The 14,150-nt window shown below is 73.2% G+C and carries 16 protein-coding genes; 7 read left to right on the top strand and 9 right to left on the bottom strand.

What is annotated here, in order from left to right:
• Window positions 1-71 precede the first annotated feature (71 nt).
• The 3 genes from NE234_RS17650 to NE234_RS17640 are packed head-to-tail and all read right to left on the bottom strand — an operon-like array spanning window position 72 to window position 1,962.
• Window positions 72-899, bottom strand: a complete 828-nt coding sequence (locus NE234_RS17650) for a MauE/DoxX family redox-associated membrane protein (RefSeq protein WP_252781397.1) — start codon at window positions 897-899, stop codon at window positions 72-74.
• Window positions 900-919: 20 nt separating this feature from the next.
• Window positions 920-1,522, bottom strand: a complete 603-nt coding sequence (locus NE234_RS17645; protein ID WP_252781396.1) for a cell wall protein — start codon at window positions 1,520-1,522, stop codon at window positions 920-922.
• Window positions 1,523-1,536: 14 nt separating this feature from the next.
• Window positions 1,537-1,962, bottom strand: coding sequence for a septal ring lytic transglycosylase RlpA family protein (locus NE234_RS17640; RefSeq protein WP_252781395.1), 426 nt, complete (start codon window positions 1,960-1,962; stop codon window positions 1,537-1,539).
• 351 nt (window positions 1,963-2,313) lie between these two features.
• On the opposite strand from NE234_RS17640, the gene NE234_RS17635 reads away from it, so the two are divergent.
• Both NE234_RS17635 and NE234_RS17630 read left to right on the top strand, forming a co-directional pair.
• A complete protein-coding gene (locus tag NE234_RS17635) occupies window positions 2,314-3,771 on the top strand; it encodes a serine hydrolase domain-containing protein (RefSeq protein ID WP_252781394.1) in 1,458 nt (485 codons plus the stop codon).
• Window positions 3,772-4,091: 320 nt separating this feature from the next.
• The gene (locus NE234_RS17630) at window positions 4,092-5,219 is read left to right on the top strand and encodes a tetratricopeptide repeat protein (protein ID WP_252781393.1); all 1,128 of its coding nucleotides are present in this window, start codon (window positions 4,092-4,094) and stop codon (window positions 5,217-5,219) included.
• A 128-nt stretch (window positions 5,220-5,347) separates the two neighbouring features.
• On the opposite strand, the gene NE234_RS17625 is transcribed toward NE234_RS17630, so the two are convergent.
• Window positions 5,348-5,776, bottom strand: coding sequence for a PPOX class F420-dependent oxidoreductase (locus NE234_RS17625; RefSeq protein ID WP_252781392.1), 429 nt, complete (start codon window positions 5,774-5,776; stop codon window positions 5,348-5,350).
• Window positions 5,777-5,819: 43 nt separating this feature from the next.
• Complete coding sequence (locus NE234_RS17620; protein ID WP_252781391.1) at window positions 5,820-6,947, bottom strand: VIT1/CCC1 transporter family protein; 1,128 nt, start codon at window positions 6,945-6,947, stop codon at window positions 5,820-5,822.
• Window positions 6,948-7,085: 138 nt separating this feature from the next.
• On the opposite strand from NE234_RS17620, the gene NE234_RS17615 reads away from it, so the two are divergent.
• Window positions 7,086-7,688: an alpha/beta hydrolase family protein gene (locus NE234_RS17615; protein ID WP_252781390.1), complete on the top strand. Its 603-nt coding sequence runs from the start codon at window positions 7,086-7,088 to the stop codon at window positions 7,686-7,688.
• 49 nt (window positions 7,689-7,737) lie between these two features.
• Here the strand turns inward: NE234_RS17615 and NE234_RS17610 are convergent, their stop codons facing one another.
• The 3 genes from NE234_RS17610 to NE234_RS17600 form a co-directional block, all read right to left on the bottom strand.
• Window positions 7,738-7,941, bottom strand: coding sequence for a DUF5999 family protein (locus NE234_RS17610; RefSeq protein ID WP_252781389.1), 204 nt, complete (start codon window positions 7,939-7,941; stop codon window positions 7,738-7,740).
• A 254-nt stretch (window positions 7,942-8,195) separates the two neighbouring features.
• On the bottom strand, window positions 8,196-9,062 hold the full coding sequence (locus NE234_RS17605) for an oxygenase MpaB family protein (protein ID WP_252781388.1): 867 nt from the start codon (window positions 9,060-9,062) through the stop codon (window positions 8,196-8,198).
• Window positions 9,063-9,209: 147 nt separating this feature from the next.
• A complete protein-coding gene (locus tag NE234_RS17600; protein WP_252781387.1) occupies window positions 9,210-9,749 on the bottom strand; it encodes a TetR/AcrR family transcriptional regulator in 540 nt (179 codons plus the stop codon).
• A gap of 113 nt (window positions 9,750-9,862) precedes the next feature.
• Between NE234_RS17600 and NE234_RS17595 the strand changes: the two genes are divergently transcribed.
• Window positions 9,863-10,273, top strand: coding sequence for a plectin (locus tag NE234_RS17595; RefSeq protein ID WP_252781386.1), 411 nt, complete (start codon window positions 9,863-9,865; stop codon window positions 10,271-10,273).
• Between the two features lie 395 nt (window positions 10,274-10,668).
• Window positions 10,669-11,295 carry a maleylpyruvate isomerase N-terminal domain-containing protein gene (locus NE234_RS17590; protein WP_252781385.1) on the top strand — a complete coding sequence of 209 codons (627 nt, stop codon included), beginning with the start codon at window positions 10,669-10,671 and terminating at the stop codon, window positions 11,293-11,295.
• A gap of 47 nt (window positions 11,296-11,342) precedes the next feature.
• On the opposite strand, the gene NE234_RS17585 is transcribed toward NE234_RS17590, so the two are convergent.
• Window positions 11,343-11,870 carry a winged helix-turn-helix transcriptional regulator gene (locus NE234_RS17585; RefSeq protein WP_252781384.1) on the bottom strand — a complete coding sequence of 176 codons (528 nt, stop codon included), beginning with the start codon at window positions 11,868-11,870 and terminating at the stop codon, window positions 11,343-11,345.
• Window positions 11,871-11,953: 83 nt separating this feature from the next.
• Between NE234_RS17585 and NE234_RS17580 the strand changes: the two genes are divergently transcribed.
• Complete coding sequence (locus NE234_RS17580; RefSeq protein ID WP_252781383.1) at window positions 11,954-13,378, top strand: MFS transporter; 1,425 nt, start codon at window positions 11,954-11,956, stop codon at window positions 13,376-13,378.
• 82 nt (window positions 13,379-13,460) lie between these two features.
• On the top strand, window positions 13,461-14,105 hold the full coding sequence (locus NE234_RS17575; protein ID WP_252781382.1) for a lysophospholipid acyltransferase family protein: 645 nt from the start codon (window positions 13,461-13,463) through the stop codon (window positions 14,103-14,105).
• Window positions 14,106-14,150 lie beyond the last annotated feature (45 nt).

Below are 14,150 nucleotides of genomic sequence, written 5' to 3'. Positions count from 1 at the left end.
GATCCCGCTCCGGGACCGGTGAGCGCCCCCCGCGGGGGCGGAGGGCGCTCACCCTCGGAACGGGCCGCGGGTCAGGCGCCGTCGAGGACCAGCAGCGTCGACTCGGCCGACTCGTCGACGAGGGCGACGCGGATCTCCTCGGGCCGGTAGTGCCGCAGCGGCACCGCGAAGACCGCCGTGGCGAGCCGTCCCTCGTACTCGGCGGTGTAGCAGAGCACCCGGACGTCCTCCTCGTCCCAGGTCTCCCGCAGCCCGGATCGCAGCAGACCGCTGACCTGCCGGTACGCCGTGCTGCCCAGAAGCTGCTGGAGACTGGACTCCAGGGGCATGTCGAACGACCGGTCGGCGAGCGGGTGCCGCAGGCGTACCCGCAGCCGTCGCAGCGGGTACAACCATCGCCGGTCCGCCTCCGGCGACAGCGCGACCAGCGCCGCGACCTCGCCGAGGAGCGTCGCTCCGGCGGCCCAGGGGTGACCGGTCGCCGCGTCCCACCACGGGCCCGCCCGGGTGCCGAGCAGCGCCGCGGCGAGGATCAGCGTGGCGCGGGCGAAACCGCGCCACGTCACCGGCATGGGACGCGCGCTCATGCAGCCGCAGGAGGAGCCCGGGGCGACGACCCGGGCGTACGCGAGGTACGCGAGGAACCCGGTGGCGAGCACGGCGGCGGCCACGGCCTCACCCGCGTACACCGGAGGCAGCAGCAGGGCGGCGGCCAGCGCCAGTTCCGCCGCGCCGACCAGCCGGTAGGCGATCGGCGCCCGTGCCTCGCCGACCAGCGACCGCAACGCGGACCGCTGGGCGGCGCGGCGGGCGGACGCGCCGGCACACTTGATCCCGCCCGACCACAGCAGGGTCGCGCCGACGAACAACGGCTGGACCGACGCCGGCCACTCGACCATGGAAGATCGCCTCCTTCCCGCTACGCGCCCGAGTAGACGGTCGCGATGTCCACCTCGTTGGTGTCGGGCCGCCAGGCGCCGATCACCTTCACGTGCCTGCCGACCTGCAGACGGGTCAGGTCGGCGACGGCCGGCGCGGAGCCGTACACCGCGGCGGTCCTGCCGCCGACCACGTGGCCGATCACTCGCTTGCCGTTGTGGTCGAGGTGGAGACGCGCGGTCTCGATGGCGGCGATCGACGCGTCCAGGTTGACGATGTTCACCCAGATCGCGTCCGCGGCCAGCGAGCCGTCCGGCAGGCGGACGCCGCGGGCGTAGAACCCGTCACCCACCTTGACCTGGTCGAAGGTCGTCGGGTGCAGCTTCCAGATGCTGGTGCCGTCGGTGATGTGAATGCGGTGCAGGGTCCGGTCGGATCCGGAGGCCTTGATCAGGGAGCCGCTGATGCCGGTGATCCGGCCTTCGGCGAAGTTCGGGTCGAGGGCGCCCGGGTCGAGCTTGATCTTGGGCGCGGCGGCGAAGGCGGCCTCGGGGGCCAGCGAGCCGAGGGCGGTGGCCCCGGCGACGGCGGAACCGCCGAGCACGGCGGAGGTGAGGAAACGACGGCGATCTGGCTGGGGCATGGCGGGGCCTCCGGTCAGCTGTCGATACGGGCGGGGGACAGCCCGGTCGAGAGGTCGGCGATGGCGCTGTAGGCGGAGGGCGTCAGGTCGATGATCCGGTTCGTGTAGCAGGTCGATCCGCAGCAGGACCGTTCGCCGCAGAAGGAGTTGGTGTCCGGCCCGCAGTCGGCGATCGACACGCTCACGCACTTGCCGCTGCAGACGCTGGTCACGTAGAACACGTGGCCGCAGGTACGGCGGGCCAGGCCCTCACCGCACTGGTCGGGCCGGGTGATGTTGAAGCAGGCGTCGGACGTGTTCGGCCACGCGCACTGGTGCGAGCCGGAGTTGCAGGTGCCGCAGGCCCCACCGCCCGCGCTCCCGCAGGGTCCCCAGGAGCTGCCGCAGCAGAACCACGACATCTCCCCATAGGCGGGAGAGCTGCTGTTGGAACACCCCATCTTCTGTCTCCGTTCGTTCGTTCCGACGTGACAGGCCTGCCCGGGTGCCCCCGATCGTGAAGAAGGAAACTTACGTCGTCAACATCCGCTTAAAAGGAAATTTCCTACAACCGGCCGCCCGAGTGATTGGCAGAACCGCACTCCTGCCCTAGTGGGGCGAACCGCCGGGTATGCCGCCCGCGGGCGGTCCTGGCCACACCAGGCCACGCGAGCGCGGAGTGCCGCCGGATCTCGTCCGAGCAGGTCGAGAGCCGTGCCGAGCGGCGACGGCCCGGTCGAAGATGCGCGACGCGCCGCGTGATAGATGTCCTTATCCGACGGTTGGACGTTGATCGAGGCAGGGAGTGGCGGATGACGACGGCGGCGCATCGGACGTCGAGCGGCGGGGCGGTCGAGGAGGTCGACTCGCTGTTCCGCGCGCTGGTGGATGACGGCGACGTGCCGGGGCTCGCGTACGGGATCGTCGACCGCGGGGGCCTCGTCCACGCGGCCGGTCACGGCGCCGCGCGGCTGGACGGTGACCGCCCGGACGCGGCGACGGCCTTCCGCATCGCGTCGATGACCAAGAGCTTCACCGCCGCCTCGACCATGATCCTGGCCGACGAGGGAGCGGTGCGCCTCGACGATCCGGTCAGCAGGTACGTTCCGGAGTTCGGCGCGGTACGGCCGCCGACGACCGACTCCCCGCAGGTGACCGTGGGGATGCTGCTGTCCATGTCGGGCGGCCTGCCCACCGACGACCCGTGGGCCGACCGCCAGGAGTCGATGAGCCGGGAGGAGTTCGGGCGCCTGCTGACCGGCGGTGTCCGCTTCGTCAGCGTGCCGGGCACCGGTTTCGAGTACTCCAACCTCGGATACGCCCTCCTCGGCCGCGTGATCGAGGCCGCCTCCGGAACGCCGTACCACGAGTTCGTGGAGCGGCGCCTGCTCCGCCCGCTCGGCCTGACGGCGACCGGCTTCGACACCTCGGTCGCCGCGCCGAGCGGCGTCGCGACGGGGCATTCCCGGCTCGACGGGCGCTGGCACCCGGAGGCGTTCTCCGATCCCGGGGTCTTCTCCGCGATCGGCGGGCTGTTCAGCACGGTCGAGGACCTCGCCCGGTGGATGCGCTGGCTCGCCGACGCCTTCCCGGCGCGCGACGGCGCGGATGACGGGCCCCTGCGCCGGGCCTCGCGCCGCGACATGCAGCAGGTGCACCGGGCCGTGTCGCCGCCCCGGCCGGCGGGGGAGCCGGGCGACGGATCGATGCCCGTCACCGTGGGCTACGGCTACGGCCTGATGATCCAGCAGGACCCGGCCTGGGGAACGGTCGTCGCGCACAGCGGCGGATATCCGGGATTCGGATCGCACATGCGCTGGCACCCTCGTACGGGCCTGGGCGTCGTCGTGCTGACCAACGCCAGGTACTCCACGGGTCGTGTACCGGCGGCGGCCGCGCTGCGCGCCGTCCTCACGGACCTGGCCGATCCGCAGGAGCCCGTGGCCCTGTGGCCGGAGACGGCCGAGGCGCGGGCCGCCGTCGAGGGGCTCCTGCGGGGGTGGGATCCCGCCGTGGCCGCCGCCTGGTTCGCCGGCAACGTCGACCTGGACCTCGACCTGGGCCGTCGCAGGGCGGAGATCGAGAGCCTGGTCGGCGAGGTGGGGCCGCTGCTCGACCCGGCCGAGCCGAAGGAGATCGTCCGGTCGGACTCGCCGGCCCACGTCGTCTGGGACGTCCGGGGTGCTCGCGGCGCGCTGCGCTGCGAGATCCGGCTGAACCCGCAGGATCCACCCAGAATTCAGACGCTGGACGTGACGAGGGAGATCTGACGCCGGGCCGCGCGTGGCCCGGCCCGGACGGCCGCCGTGAGCACCACGGAATCTGCGGCGGAACCGACGAATTCGCGTCCAGGCGGGTAGGCGATTCGTCCCGATTGTGCTCATGATCGCCGAGCGTTCCGTTCACCTCCCCGCCTCCCGCCGCCCGAGTGGCCGACACCGGCGGCGAGACGGGACGGAGCGGCCCCCGCCCGGTTAGGCTCGTCCCCACACGGCCAGCGCCTACCCCCAAGGGCACGGAGAATGAGTGCGAGCGACCAGGCATCACCCCGGATCCCGGCCGACGGGCCGTCGTGCGATCGGAGGGCCCGATGAGCGCGACCCCCGACGAGGCGACGGCCGACCCGTCGACCTCTCTCGAGGAGGCCCGCAACCACGCCGAGAGCGGTGACCTGGACCGCGCCGCGGAGCTGTTCCGCCAGGTGCTGGAGACCGGTGACACGGCCTCGCGGGCACAGGCGGCGCTGGGCCTGGCCGTGGTGCTGGAGGGCCGCGGCGACGACGAGGGCGCCCGGGAGGCCGACCGGCTCGCGATCGCCACCGGGGACCCGGAGTACGGCGCGCGCGCCGCGTACCACCTCGCGCTGTCCTGGCAGCGGGCCGGCGAGCGCGACCAGGCACATGACGCCTGGCGCGCCGTCGTCGACTTCGGCAACCGCGCCTACCTGCCGCCCGCGTACCTCGCGCTCGCCCAGCTCGCCGACGAGGACGGCGACGCCCGGCAGGCCTGCGAGTGGTGGGAGCAGGTGATCGCGACCGGCGACGAGGAATACGCCCCGGTCGCCGCGCACGACCTGGCACTGCGCCTGATCGACTGGGGCGAGCCCGCCCGCGCCCAGCGTGTCCTCGCCGGCGCGCTGGACCTCGTCGACCGGGGCCGCGACCCGCAGGCGCACGCCCGGCTCGCGGTCAGCCTCGGCATCGCGCACCTGGAGCAGGCGATCCACGCGTTCGGCAGCGTGACGCCGGGCGAGGACGCCGACCCGGAGGTCGTCCCCCTCGCCATCGAGCTGCTCGCCCGTACGCTCCCCCTCCGCGGCCGGGACGACGCCGCCCAGGAGATCTGGCGGCGCGGCCTCGATGACCCGGCGCTCGGCGAGCACGTACGGGCCCGGCTGCGCCGCACGTTCGCCGTCGACGGGGAGGACGCCTGGTGGGAGGACGAGGTGGAGGCCGCCGTGCGCGCCGGCTCGCTGCCCCTCCTCACCGGCGAGGTGTTCGGGGCGCTCGACCACATGCACGCCGTGATCGCCGCCAGGTATGCCAAGGGCCCGGACGGCCTGCCCGCCGAGGCCTACGGCGTGCTCGGGGAGGCCGTCCAGGTCCCGGCGGACTATCCGTGGGGCCGTGCGCTGCGGGACAGCTTCGCCGAGCGACTCCGCCAGGCCATGGGCTCCGACGTCCCCGTCCTGCCCCCGAACTGGCCCGACGCCGGCTGACCGGGAGCGGGCGCGGCCTCGGCGAACCCGCCGCCCGCCGCCCGGCGAACGGGATCCGGCCACGCGCCGACCGCCGGCGGCCCGCAGCCGACCGCCGGCGATCCGCTACCCGCGCCGGACGGCGGCGGTCAGTCGGCGATGTCGCGCTGGGCGACGACCTTGGTGATCCGCACGCGGACGAGGAGCTCGCCGGGCACCGCGTTGCGGGCGCCGTACTCCTCGGCGCGGTCCGGTCCCATGTAGCGCCCGCCGATCGCGGTCGCCCACCGGCGCAGTTCGTCCAGATCGTCGGACAGGGACGCCTCGCCCCACAGGGAGACGAAGGAGTACGGCGGGACCTCGTCGTCAACGCACAGGGAGATGCGGGGATCACGGCGCAGGGCCTTGCCCTTGGTCCCCGAGGCCGCCGTCGTGAACACCAGATCGTCCCCGTCGAGGAGGAACCAGATCGGCGTGACGTGCGGTGTGCCGTCGGTCCTGGTCACGGCCGCCTTGCCGGTGCGGGTGCCGGTCAGCAGGAAGTCGCGCCACTCTTCGTCGCTCATGGTCTCGGCCATGATCCGATTCTTTCCGAGCGACGCGACGCCACGCGCGGCGGGGTCAGGACACGGACGTGCCGATCAGGTGGCCCACCAGGAACGTCACCCCGGCGGCGAGACCGCCGACGACGACCTGGCGCAGGCCCGAGCGTACGGCCGGCCGCCCGTTGAGGACGCCTATGCCCGCGCCGACGCCGAAGAGCGCGAGGACCGCGAGGCCGATCGCGGTCAGCAGCGCGGCGGCACCGCCCGTGATCAGGTAGGGCAGGACCACGACGAACGCGCCCAGCGCGAACGCGAACAGGCTGGAGCCCGCCGCGCTCCACGGGGAGCCCAGCTCGTCCGGGTCCAGGCCGAGCTCCTCCCGCGCGAGCGTGTCGAGCGCGACCTTCCTGTCGCTCATGATCCGGTCGGCGAGACGCTCGGCGTCGGCGCGGTCCAGGCCCTTGGCGCGGTAGAGCAGCACCAGCTCCGCGTGCTCCTCCTCCGGCGTCTCCTCCAGCTCCTGCGCCTCCAGCGCGAGCTCCCGCTCGAACATCTCCCGCTGGCTGGACATGGAGACGTACTCCCCGGCCGCCATGGAGAACGAGCCGGCCAGCAGCCCGGCGATTCCCGCGAGCAGGATCGCGGTCCGGGACGACCCGGACCCCGCGAAGCCCATGACCAGGGCGGTGTTCGAGACGAGGCCGTCGCTGACCCCGAACACGCCGGCCCGCAGCGCCCCCGAGCGGTCCGTACGGTGCCAGCCCTCCCGGCGCGAGATCTGCACGCGCGGATCGGGCTTCCCGCCCTCGATGAGCTTGGCGAGCGTGCGCGCGTGACCGCGCTCGTCATCGGCCATCCCCGGGGCCGCGTCCGGGTCGCGGTCGTAGAGCCCCGCGTCGGAGCGCTCGGCGCGCTCGATCATCGGCAGAACCGCGCGCGGAGAGAGTCGGCGCGCCGCCGTGGCGAGCAGCCGCGTCCGCATGCTGGGCGGTCCGGGCGGGGGCACCTCCGCTCCGGCCGCGCGCAGCTTGCCCTCCCAGTGGGCCGCGTGCCTCAGCTCGACGCTCGCCAGCTCCTCCAGGATCTCGCGTCGTTCCCCGTCCTCGGCGACCGCGAGGCTGGAGTACAGGGCCGCGGCGTCCCGCTCACTGGCGAGGAGGTCCTGCCAGCGTTTGACCTTCTGCCGATCGGAGGCTTGCCCCATGATTCTCCTCGAGATCGTCCTTCGTCCGTGTCCGAAACCCTATGACCGACAACCCGCCGGGACCGGAAAGTCATCCCTTCCGGCCTGTCGCCGCACCTCGGTGGCGGGGGCCGGCCGGCCGCGGAGTACGGTTCCGGCATGGACATCGCGACCCCCCAGGGGCCGGCCGAGGTGACCCTGGACGAGCCGGCGGATCCGGCCTTTCTCCTGGTCATGACCCACGGGTCGAACGGCGGGGTCGACGCGCCGGACCTGCTCGCCGTCCGCGATGAGGCGCTCGCGCTCGGCGGGGCCGTGGCGCGCGTCCTGCAGCCGTTCCGCCGCGCCGGGCGGCGCGCCCCCGGTCCGGCTCCGCGGCAGGACGAGGCCTGGCTGGCCGTGGTCGCCGAGCTGCGGAAGAGATTCCCCGACGTGCCGATGATTCAGTGCGGGCGGAGCAACGGCGCGCGCGTCGCCTGCCGTACGGCGCTGAAGGCCGGGGCACGCGGGGTGATCGCGCTCGCGTTTCCGCTGCACCCACCCGGAAGACCCGAACGTTCCCGCGCGGACGAGCTGAGAGCCGCGGGCGTGGAGGTCGTGGTCGTCAACGGCGACCGTGATCCGTTCGGTGTCCCGGACCCCGCGGACGCCACCTGCGTCCAGGTCCTGCCGGGGGAACGGCACGATCTGGCCAGGAGGCCCGCCGAGGTGGGTGCGGTCGTGGGGGAGTGGCTACGCCGGTGGAGCACCGGCTCGCCCTGAGATCCCCGGGTCGATGGTCATTTCGGACTGGTCCCCCGAAGAGAACGCGTCACGCCGCCGTGTGGGCCGGAAGGTCGGTCGGGCGGTGCGGCGCGATGATCCCCCCGTCGGGAAGCAGTTCGCCGGTGTCCTCGAACAGCACGACCCCGTTGCAGAGCAGACTCCATCCCTGCTCGGGGTGGCAGGTGACGGTGCGAGCGGCCTCACGGTCTGGTGCGGTCGCCGAGGGGCATGGCGGCTCGTGCGGGCACATCTGCGTGCCTCCGGTCTCGACTACTCGTAGGTGCGGTTGCCTCATGTCACTAAGACGTCTTCGAGTGTGCTGCGGTTCGCCCGCACGCCGATATGGCCCGAGCGGGCGGTTTTCCGAAGGCCCCAGTGACTCCTCGTGACAGAGATCACTTTACGGCTTATCGGTCCGCACCCGCATCCAAATCGGCCAAAGAACAACTCTCAGTACAGACAACGATCTGTCGCCGTGACCGCCCGGCCTGCGGAGCGGGGTGCTCAGGCGGTGCGCCGGCCGAGGCCGTCGACCCACTCGGGGCCGATGTCCCGCAGGGTGTAACCGTCCGGGTAGGACCGGGTGTAGGGCTTCTTCGGCCGGGAGGACGGACGCGGCGGCAGCAGCCGTACGACGAGCGCCCGCGCCTTGAGGGCACGGTGCGCGGCGGCCTCCAGGAACCGCGGGGCGCGCGGCAGGCCGAGGGCCTGACGCAGCGGCGCGTCGGTCATGGTCAGCACGCCCCTGCGGGCGAGCGGGCGCAGGAACCGGGGGAACCAGCCCTCGAAGATGGCGATCGTGGCCTCCGCCACCCGGTGGTTCTCCGGGGTGTAGGCGTAGTTCTTGCGCTCGTACCCGTCGAGGAACTCCGCGAACTCCGCGTACGTCGCCGGGATCTCCTTCAGGCCCATGAGCCGGCCGATGTGGCGGAACGTGTTCACCGTGGCCCGTACCTCGTGCCTGCTGTACGGCCGCCAGCCGTACTCCGCCATCCAGCGGACCGGGACGACCACGAACGTCGCCAGGACGTACAGGAAGTCGTCGTTGGAGATGGAGTACCGGCCGTGGATGCGGTTCATGCGGCGGAGGGCGGCGCGGCCGCGTTCGGAGTCCAGCCCGCCGTCCTGGGTCATCTCGTACAGCAGGACGACGGTGTCGTCGTAGCGCTTCTGGCCGCGCCGCGCGAACTCCCCGGTCCGGTCGAGCAGCCCGCCGATCGACGGCACCGCGTACGTGCGGAAGAGCGCCAGTTCCAGGGACCGCTGGAGGTCCCACGGGAACTCGTACTCGGCGCTGATCCGGTAGATGTCCTGGTAGTCGCGCTCGGGGTCGAGGGCCTGGAGCTGCCGTAGACGGGTATAGCGGGCCATCCCGAATCTCCGTATAAGGGGGTGATTACCGGATTCGGACCCCATGATCGTACGGGAGACGGCCGCCCGGCGGCAGTGACGGGCCTCACGCCGTACGACTCCCGGCGGGGCGCGCCGGGCGAAGGGCGTGCGGGGCGCGCCTTCCGGTCAGACGAGGCCGGCCAGGACCCGGTCGAGACCCGCGGTGAACCGCCCGTCGGGGTCCACCTCGTCCGGCGTCGTTCCGGACGCCTGCTCGCGGGCCTCCAGGGCCACGGTGCCGAGCAGGTAGCCGAGCAGGACGTGCGCGCCGACGGACGCCTCCGCCTCCGGCAGGCCAGCCTCGCGCAGCAGGTCCCGTACGGAGATCGTCGTCGCCACGAGCGCCCCCGGGTTGCGGCGGGTGACGATCAGGGGCATCACGCCGACGTGTTCGAGCAGCCGGCCGCGGTAGGCGTGGGCCCAGGAGCGCAGCCGGTCGCGGGGATCACCGTCGCCGGGCGGCACCGGCAGCGCGGCGACGTGGGCGATCAGCTGTTCGAGGAGCTGCTCCTTGCCGTGCGGGAGGTGGTGGTAGATCGCCATCGCCTCGACCTGCAGCGAGTCGCCGAGGCGGCGCATCGTCAACCGGCCCAGGCCCTGACCGTCGATGAGGTGGAGCGCGGTCTCGATGATGCGCTCGCGCGTGAGCGGCTCCCGCTGCGACATGATCGCACCTTACTGCGTAAAGGCGGCCGCCGGAAGAGCATCCCGGCTGCGTGTCATGGCGCCGTACCGTCTACCCTTGCCTCGGAAGCATCGAGGAAAGAAGGGGAGCCGCCATGGTCCTGGGTCGCAAGGTGAGCCCGGAGGTCGCTGAGCACCACGCCGCCGACAAGGAGCTCGCCGGCGAGCTTCGCGACCGGCTCGCCGCCGCGCAGGACGCGGAGCGGGAGTTCCACGCCGCTCAGGTCGAGGGCCGTCCGCTCGACGAGCTGCGCCCGCTGGCGGTCGCCTACGACCGCGCGCTGCTCGACGCGCTTCGCGCCGCGGAGGCGGCCCAGCGCGTGGCGATGGGCCCGAAGACCTACGAGCACGGCGACGCCAAGGAGCGCCGTGCCGCGCAGATCGCCGCCCGCAAGGCGCGGGCCAAGGCGAGCGTCCGTCCGTACATCAACGAGGTCGACCGGCTGCGCACCCTGCGCGAGGCGCACAAGCTGGCCGTGCGCACGACCCCGCCCGCCCACGTCTGAGGCGTCCCGCCATCACGTGGGACCGGCCGTGCGGCGCCCGGACACCGGGCGCCGCCGGGGTGCCCCCGCGCAGGCCTGAACGGTCCGGGGGCGGACCGGTCGCCGCCGGGGATTCAGCGCCCCTCGCGCGGCACGCCGTGGTGACCTGGTCGATAGGGGCCCTTGACCCTGGGCGCGACTCGCTCGCGCCGTCGCCACTTGTCCATGAAATCGACGCCGGATTTCGTCCAACGGGGACAAGGCAGTGCCCCACCAGCGTGAACACGGCCCGGTCGGAGTGGCACGGGCCGATGAACTCTGAGACTCTACCGACTCAGGTGTCGTCGTGGGCAACAGCGGCCGTCCCGGCCACGGCGATGCGGGCCAGCAGGAAGTGCTCTGTCCGGGGGGATCAGTTGGAGCGCACGGCGCCTGATCGGCGAGACCTTCTCGGCGCGTGCCGAGAAGGCGTCATCGCCATCTGCGAGCTTGCCGCGCACTTCTCCGACTGGTCCGTGCCCACGCCGTGCAGGGAGTGGGAGGCCATCGACCTGGCCGGTCACCTGCGCTGCGTCGCGGAGAACTTCCACGAGTACCTCAACGACGCCCCGAACAGCCGGCTGTCCCGGTTGTTCGCCCAGGACGCGCCGGCCGCCCTCATGATGCGCCAGCTGTCGCGGCAGAACGCCGCCGAGCTGGCCGTGCTGCCGCCCGCCGAGGGACGGGACCACATCGTCGCGTTCGCCGTCTCCGCCGAGGCCTACTCCGACCGGCTGCTCGACGTGTGGGACGAGCCGTACCTCTCCTACCGGGGCACGAAGCTGACCGCGGGGGACTACGCCGGGGCGGTGTGCGTCGAGTGGCACCTGCACGCCTGGGACCTCGCCCGCGCACTCGACAAGGACCACCGGCCCAGCCGCCCCGACGTCATCGCGGCGGCCTGGCGCACCGGGGTCCCGCACCTGCCGTCGCCGGGCCGGGGCGACGAGTGGGAGGCGGTGCTGCGCGCGTCCGGGCGGTCACCGGACTGGCATCCCGAGTGACGACGGTGCCGCCCCGGCGACTCACTCGGTGAGCAGCGCGCGGGGGTTCATTCGGTGAGCAGCGGCTCCAGCATCCGGTGTGGCCGCCGGAGCGCCCGCGAGACCGCGTCGTCCCGGTGCGGCCGGTCGGCGCCCGGGCCGGGGCGCACCTCCAGCTCCTCGGGCGGGGCGAACCGCCCGCACGCCGGGCAGGTGCCCGTACGGTCCACGCGCGTGCCGCAGGGGAGATGGGTGTAGAGCCGGCCGGGTCCGAACGGCGCCAGGTGCTCCCCGCCCCAGTGGCCGAGCGCGTTCAGCGCGGGCCAGAGCTCGCGGCCGCGTTCGGTGAGCACGTACTCATGACGTCGAGGTGACTCCTGGTACGGCCGCCGGGCGAGCACGCCGGCGTCGACGAGGGCCTGCAGGCGCGTCGCCAGCACCGCACGGGGGATGTCCAGATGGGCGAGGAAGTCGCCGTAGCGCCGCACGCCGTAGAAGGCGTCCCGGACGATGAGCAGCGTCCACCGCTCGCCGAGCAGTTCGAGGGCGCGGGCGAGCGCGCAGTCCTGCGCCTCGTAGTCCTTGCCTAGGGCCATGGCCCCCAGGTTAGTTCATTCACCGAACTCACGTGTTACAGTCGGCCCTCCGTTAGTTCAATCAATGAACCGAGGTGATGGCCGTGCGGACGACCGTGCCGGTCGGGCAACGCGTGCGGGAGGGACGGACCCTCGCCGTCGTCTCCGCCGCGACGATGCTCGCGCTGATGAACTACAACGCGACCTTCTCCACGCTCGCCGCGATGGCGCGCGACCTGAACGCGGGAACGGCGGGACAGACCTGGATCCTCGGCGCCATATCGCTCGGCACCGCCGTGCTGCTCCTCGCGGTCGGCGGCCTCGCCGACGATCACGGGCGCAAGCGCGTCTTCGTCGCCGGAGCGGGCACGCTGGCGGCCTCCAGCGTCGTGTGCGCCCTCGCCCCGACGACCGCGTCCTTCGTCGCCGGCCGGCTGCTGCAGGGCGGCGCGACCGCGGCCCTGCTGGCGGCCGGGCTCGGGCTCGTCGGCCACGCCTTCCCGGCCGGTCCCGAGCGCGCCCGCGCGACCGGCGTCTGGGGCGCGATGCTGGGCCTCGGCATCGCACTGGGACCCGAGGCCTCCGCCGGCCTGGCCGAACTCGCCGGCTGGCGGGCCTGGTACGTCGCCGCGGCGGTCGCGTCCGTCGGTCTGGCCGCGACGGCCGGTGCCGTGCTGCGCGAGTCACGGGCCGCGGAGCGGCGCAGCGTCGACCTGCCGGGCATCCTGACGCTGGGCCCCGGCGTCGCGGCGCTGCTCGGCGCGATCACCCTCGGACGCGGGGGATGGGCGAGGACGGAGGTGCTCACGCTGGGCGCCGCCGCCGCCGTCCTCCTGGCGGCGTTCGTGCTCGCGGAGTCGCGGTCCCGCGAACCGCTGCTGGACCTGCGGCTGTTGCGCCGGCCGGACTTCGCGGTGGCGACCGGTGGCGCGTTCGTCACCGGGGTCGCCGTGATCGGGCTGATGAGCTACCTGCCGACGATCGTGGGCCGGGTGCTCGGGGCGCCTCCCCTTCTCGCGGGCGCCGTGCTGACCCTGTGGTCCGGCGTCGCGTTCGCCGTCTCGCTCCAGGTCCGCCGCCTCCGCGCCGAGGGCCGTCACCTCATCGCGGCCGGCCTGGCGTTGTGCGCGCTCGGAGACCTCGCCCTGATCGGCCTGTCCGCCGGATGGGGATGGTGGCGGCTCGTCCCCGGCCTGGTGGTCAGCGGCGCGGGCAGTGGTCTGCTCAACGCCGCGCTCGCCCGGATGGCCGTCGAGAGCGTGCCGCCGTCCCGTACCGCCATGGGGTCCGGCGCGAACAACACGGCCCGCTACATCGGCGCCTCGATCGGCGTCGCCGTCGTGGTCGCCCTCGCCACGTCCGGGCCGGACCTCGCCCACGGGACCGACGTCGCCCTGGCCGTCTGCGCCGCGCTCGCCTTCGCCGGCGCGCCGGCCGCTCTCGCCGCGCGCGGGCGCCGGCTCCACGGCCCGGCGGGCGAAGCGCCGAGAGCGTGTGCGTCAAGTGAGGGCGCGGTACAAGAACCGTGAAAGGTTTCTTGTGACCCGTAGGCAACGACGGGCCGGGGCGGAGACGCCAGACTGTCGGGCACTCGTCAGTGGAAGGGTGGCCGTGTTCTTCTCGCTCCTCAAGCACGTGTTGCTGGGACCCCTCCTGAGGATCGTGTTCCGGCCCAAGGTGACCGGCACCGTTCCGGACGGCGCCGCGATCCTCGCCTCCAACCACCTGTCCTTCTGCGACTCCCTGTTCCTGCCGCTGATGGCGCCGCGCAAGGTCGTCTTCATCGGCAAGGAGGAGTACTTCGTCGGCACCGGGATCAAGGGGCGGCTCGTCGCGGCCTTCTTCCGGGGCGTCGGCACGATCCCCGTCGACCGCCGCGGCGGCTCCGAGGCGGCCGACGCGCTCGACACGGCGCTGGGCGTGCTGCGGCAGGGCGGGCTCTTCGGCATCTACCCGGAGGGGACCCGCTCGCCGGACGGCCGGCTCTACCGTGGCAAGACCGGCGTGGCCCGGCTGGCCCTCGCCTCGGGCGCGCCGGTGGTCCCGTGCGCCCTCATCGGAACCGACAAGGTCCAGCCCATGGGGCACAGGTTCCCCAAGAAGGTCATGCGGGTGGAGGTGCGCTTCGGCGAGCCGCTGCGGTTCGGCAAGGAGGCCGACCCGCGCGCGGTCACCGACGAGATCATCGCGGCGATCCAGAAACTGTCCGGCCAGGAGTACGTCGACGTCTACGCCGCCTCCGTCAAGAACGGCTGACCGAGCCTTCCCCGGACGGCCGGGAACGGCGGAGACAGGCCAGGG

Origin of the sequence: Actinoallomurus rhizosphaericola, assembly GCF_024055675.1 — a bacterium.
GTDB lineage: Bacteria > Actinomycetota > Actinomycetes > Streptosporangiales > Streptosporangiaceae > Actinoallomurus > Actinoallomurus soli.
This window is presented reverse-complemented; position numbering and strand designations above follow the sequence as displayed.

Excerpts from the sequence above, each read along its gene's own strand:
- NE234_RS17615 (WP_252781390.1), top strand. The coding sequence starts at position 7,086 with ATGGACATCGCGACCCCCCAGGGGCCGGCCGAGGTGACCCTGGACGAG.
- NE234_RS17620 (WP_252781391.1), bottom strand. The coding sequence starts at position 6,947 with ATGGGGCAAGCCTCCGATCGGCAGAAGGTCAAACGCTGGCAGGACCTC.
- NE234_RS17640 (WP_252781395.1), bottom strand. The coding sequence starts at position 1,962 with ATGGGGTGTTCCAACAGCAGCTCTCCCGCCTATGGGGAGATGTCGTGG.
- NE234_RS17630 (WP_252781393.1), top strand. The coding sequence starts at position 4,092 with ATGAGCGCGACCCCCGACGAGGCGACGGCCGACCCGTCGACCTCTCTC.
- NE234_RS17650 (WP_252781397.1), bottom strand. The coding sequence starts at position 899 with ATGGTCGAGTGGCCGGCGTCGGTCCAGCCGTTGTTCGTCGGCGCGACC.
- NE234_RS17625 (WP_252781392.1), bottom strand. The coding sequence starts at position 5,776 with ATGGCCGAGACCATGAGCGACGAAGAGTGGCGCGACTTCCTGCTGACC.
- NE234_RS17605 (WP_252781388.1), bottom strand. The coding sequence starts at position 9,062 with ATGGCCCGCTATACCCGTCTACGGCAGCTCCAGGCCCTCGACCCCGAG.
- NE234_RS17635 (WP_252781394.1), top strand. The coding sequence starts at position 2,314 with ATGACGACGGCGGCGCATCGGACGTCGAGCGGCGGGGCGGTCGAGGAG.
- NE234_RS17610 (WP_252781389.1), bottom strand. The coding sequence starts at position 7,941 with ATGTGCCCGCACGAGCCGCCATGCCCCTCGGCGACCGCACCAGACCGT.
- NE234_RS17645 (WP_252781396.1), bottom strand. The coding sequence starts at position 1,522 with ATGCCCCAGCCAGATCGCCGTCGTTTCCTCACCTCCGCCGTGCTCGGC.
- NE234_RS17600 (WP_252781387.1), bottom strand. The coding sequence starts at position 9,749 with ATGTCGCAGCGGGAGCCGCTCACGCGCGAGCGCATCATCGAGACCGCG.
- NE234_RS17585 (WP_252781384.1), bottom strand. The coding sequence starts at position 11,870 with ATGGCCCTAGGCAAGGACTACGAGGCGCAGGACTGCGCGCTCGCCCGC.
- NE234_RS17595 (WP_252781386.1), top strand. The coding sequence starts at position 9,863 with ATGGTCCTGGGTCGCAAGGTGAGCCCGGAGGTCGCTGAGCACCACGCC.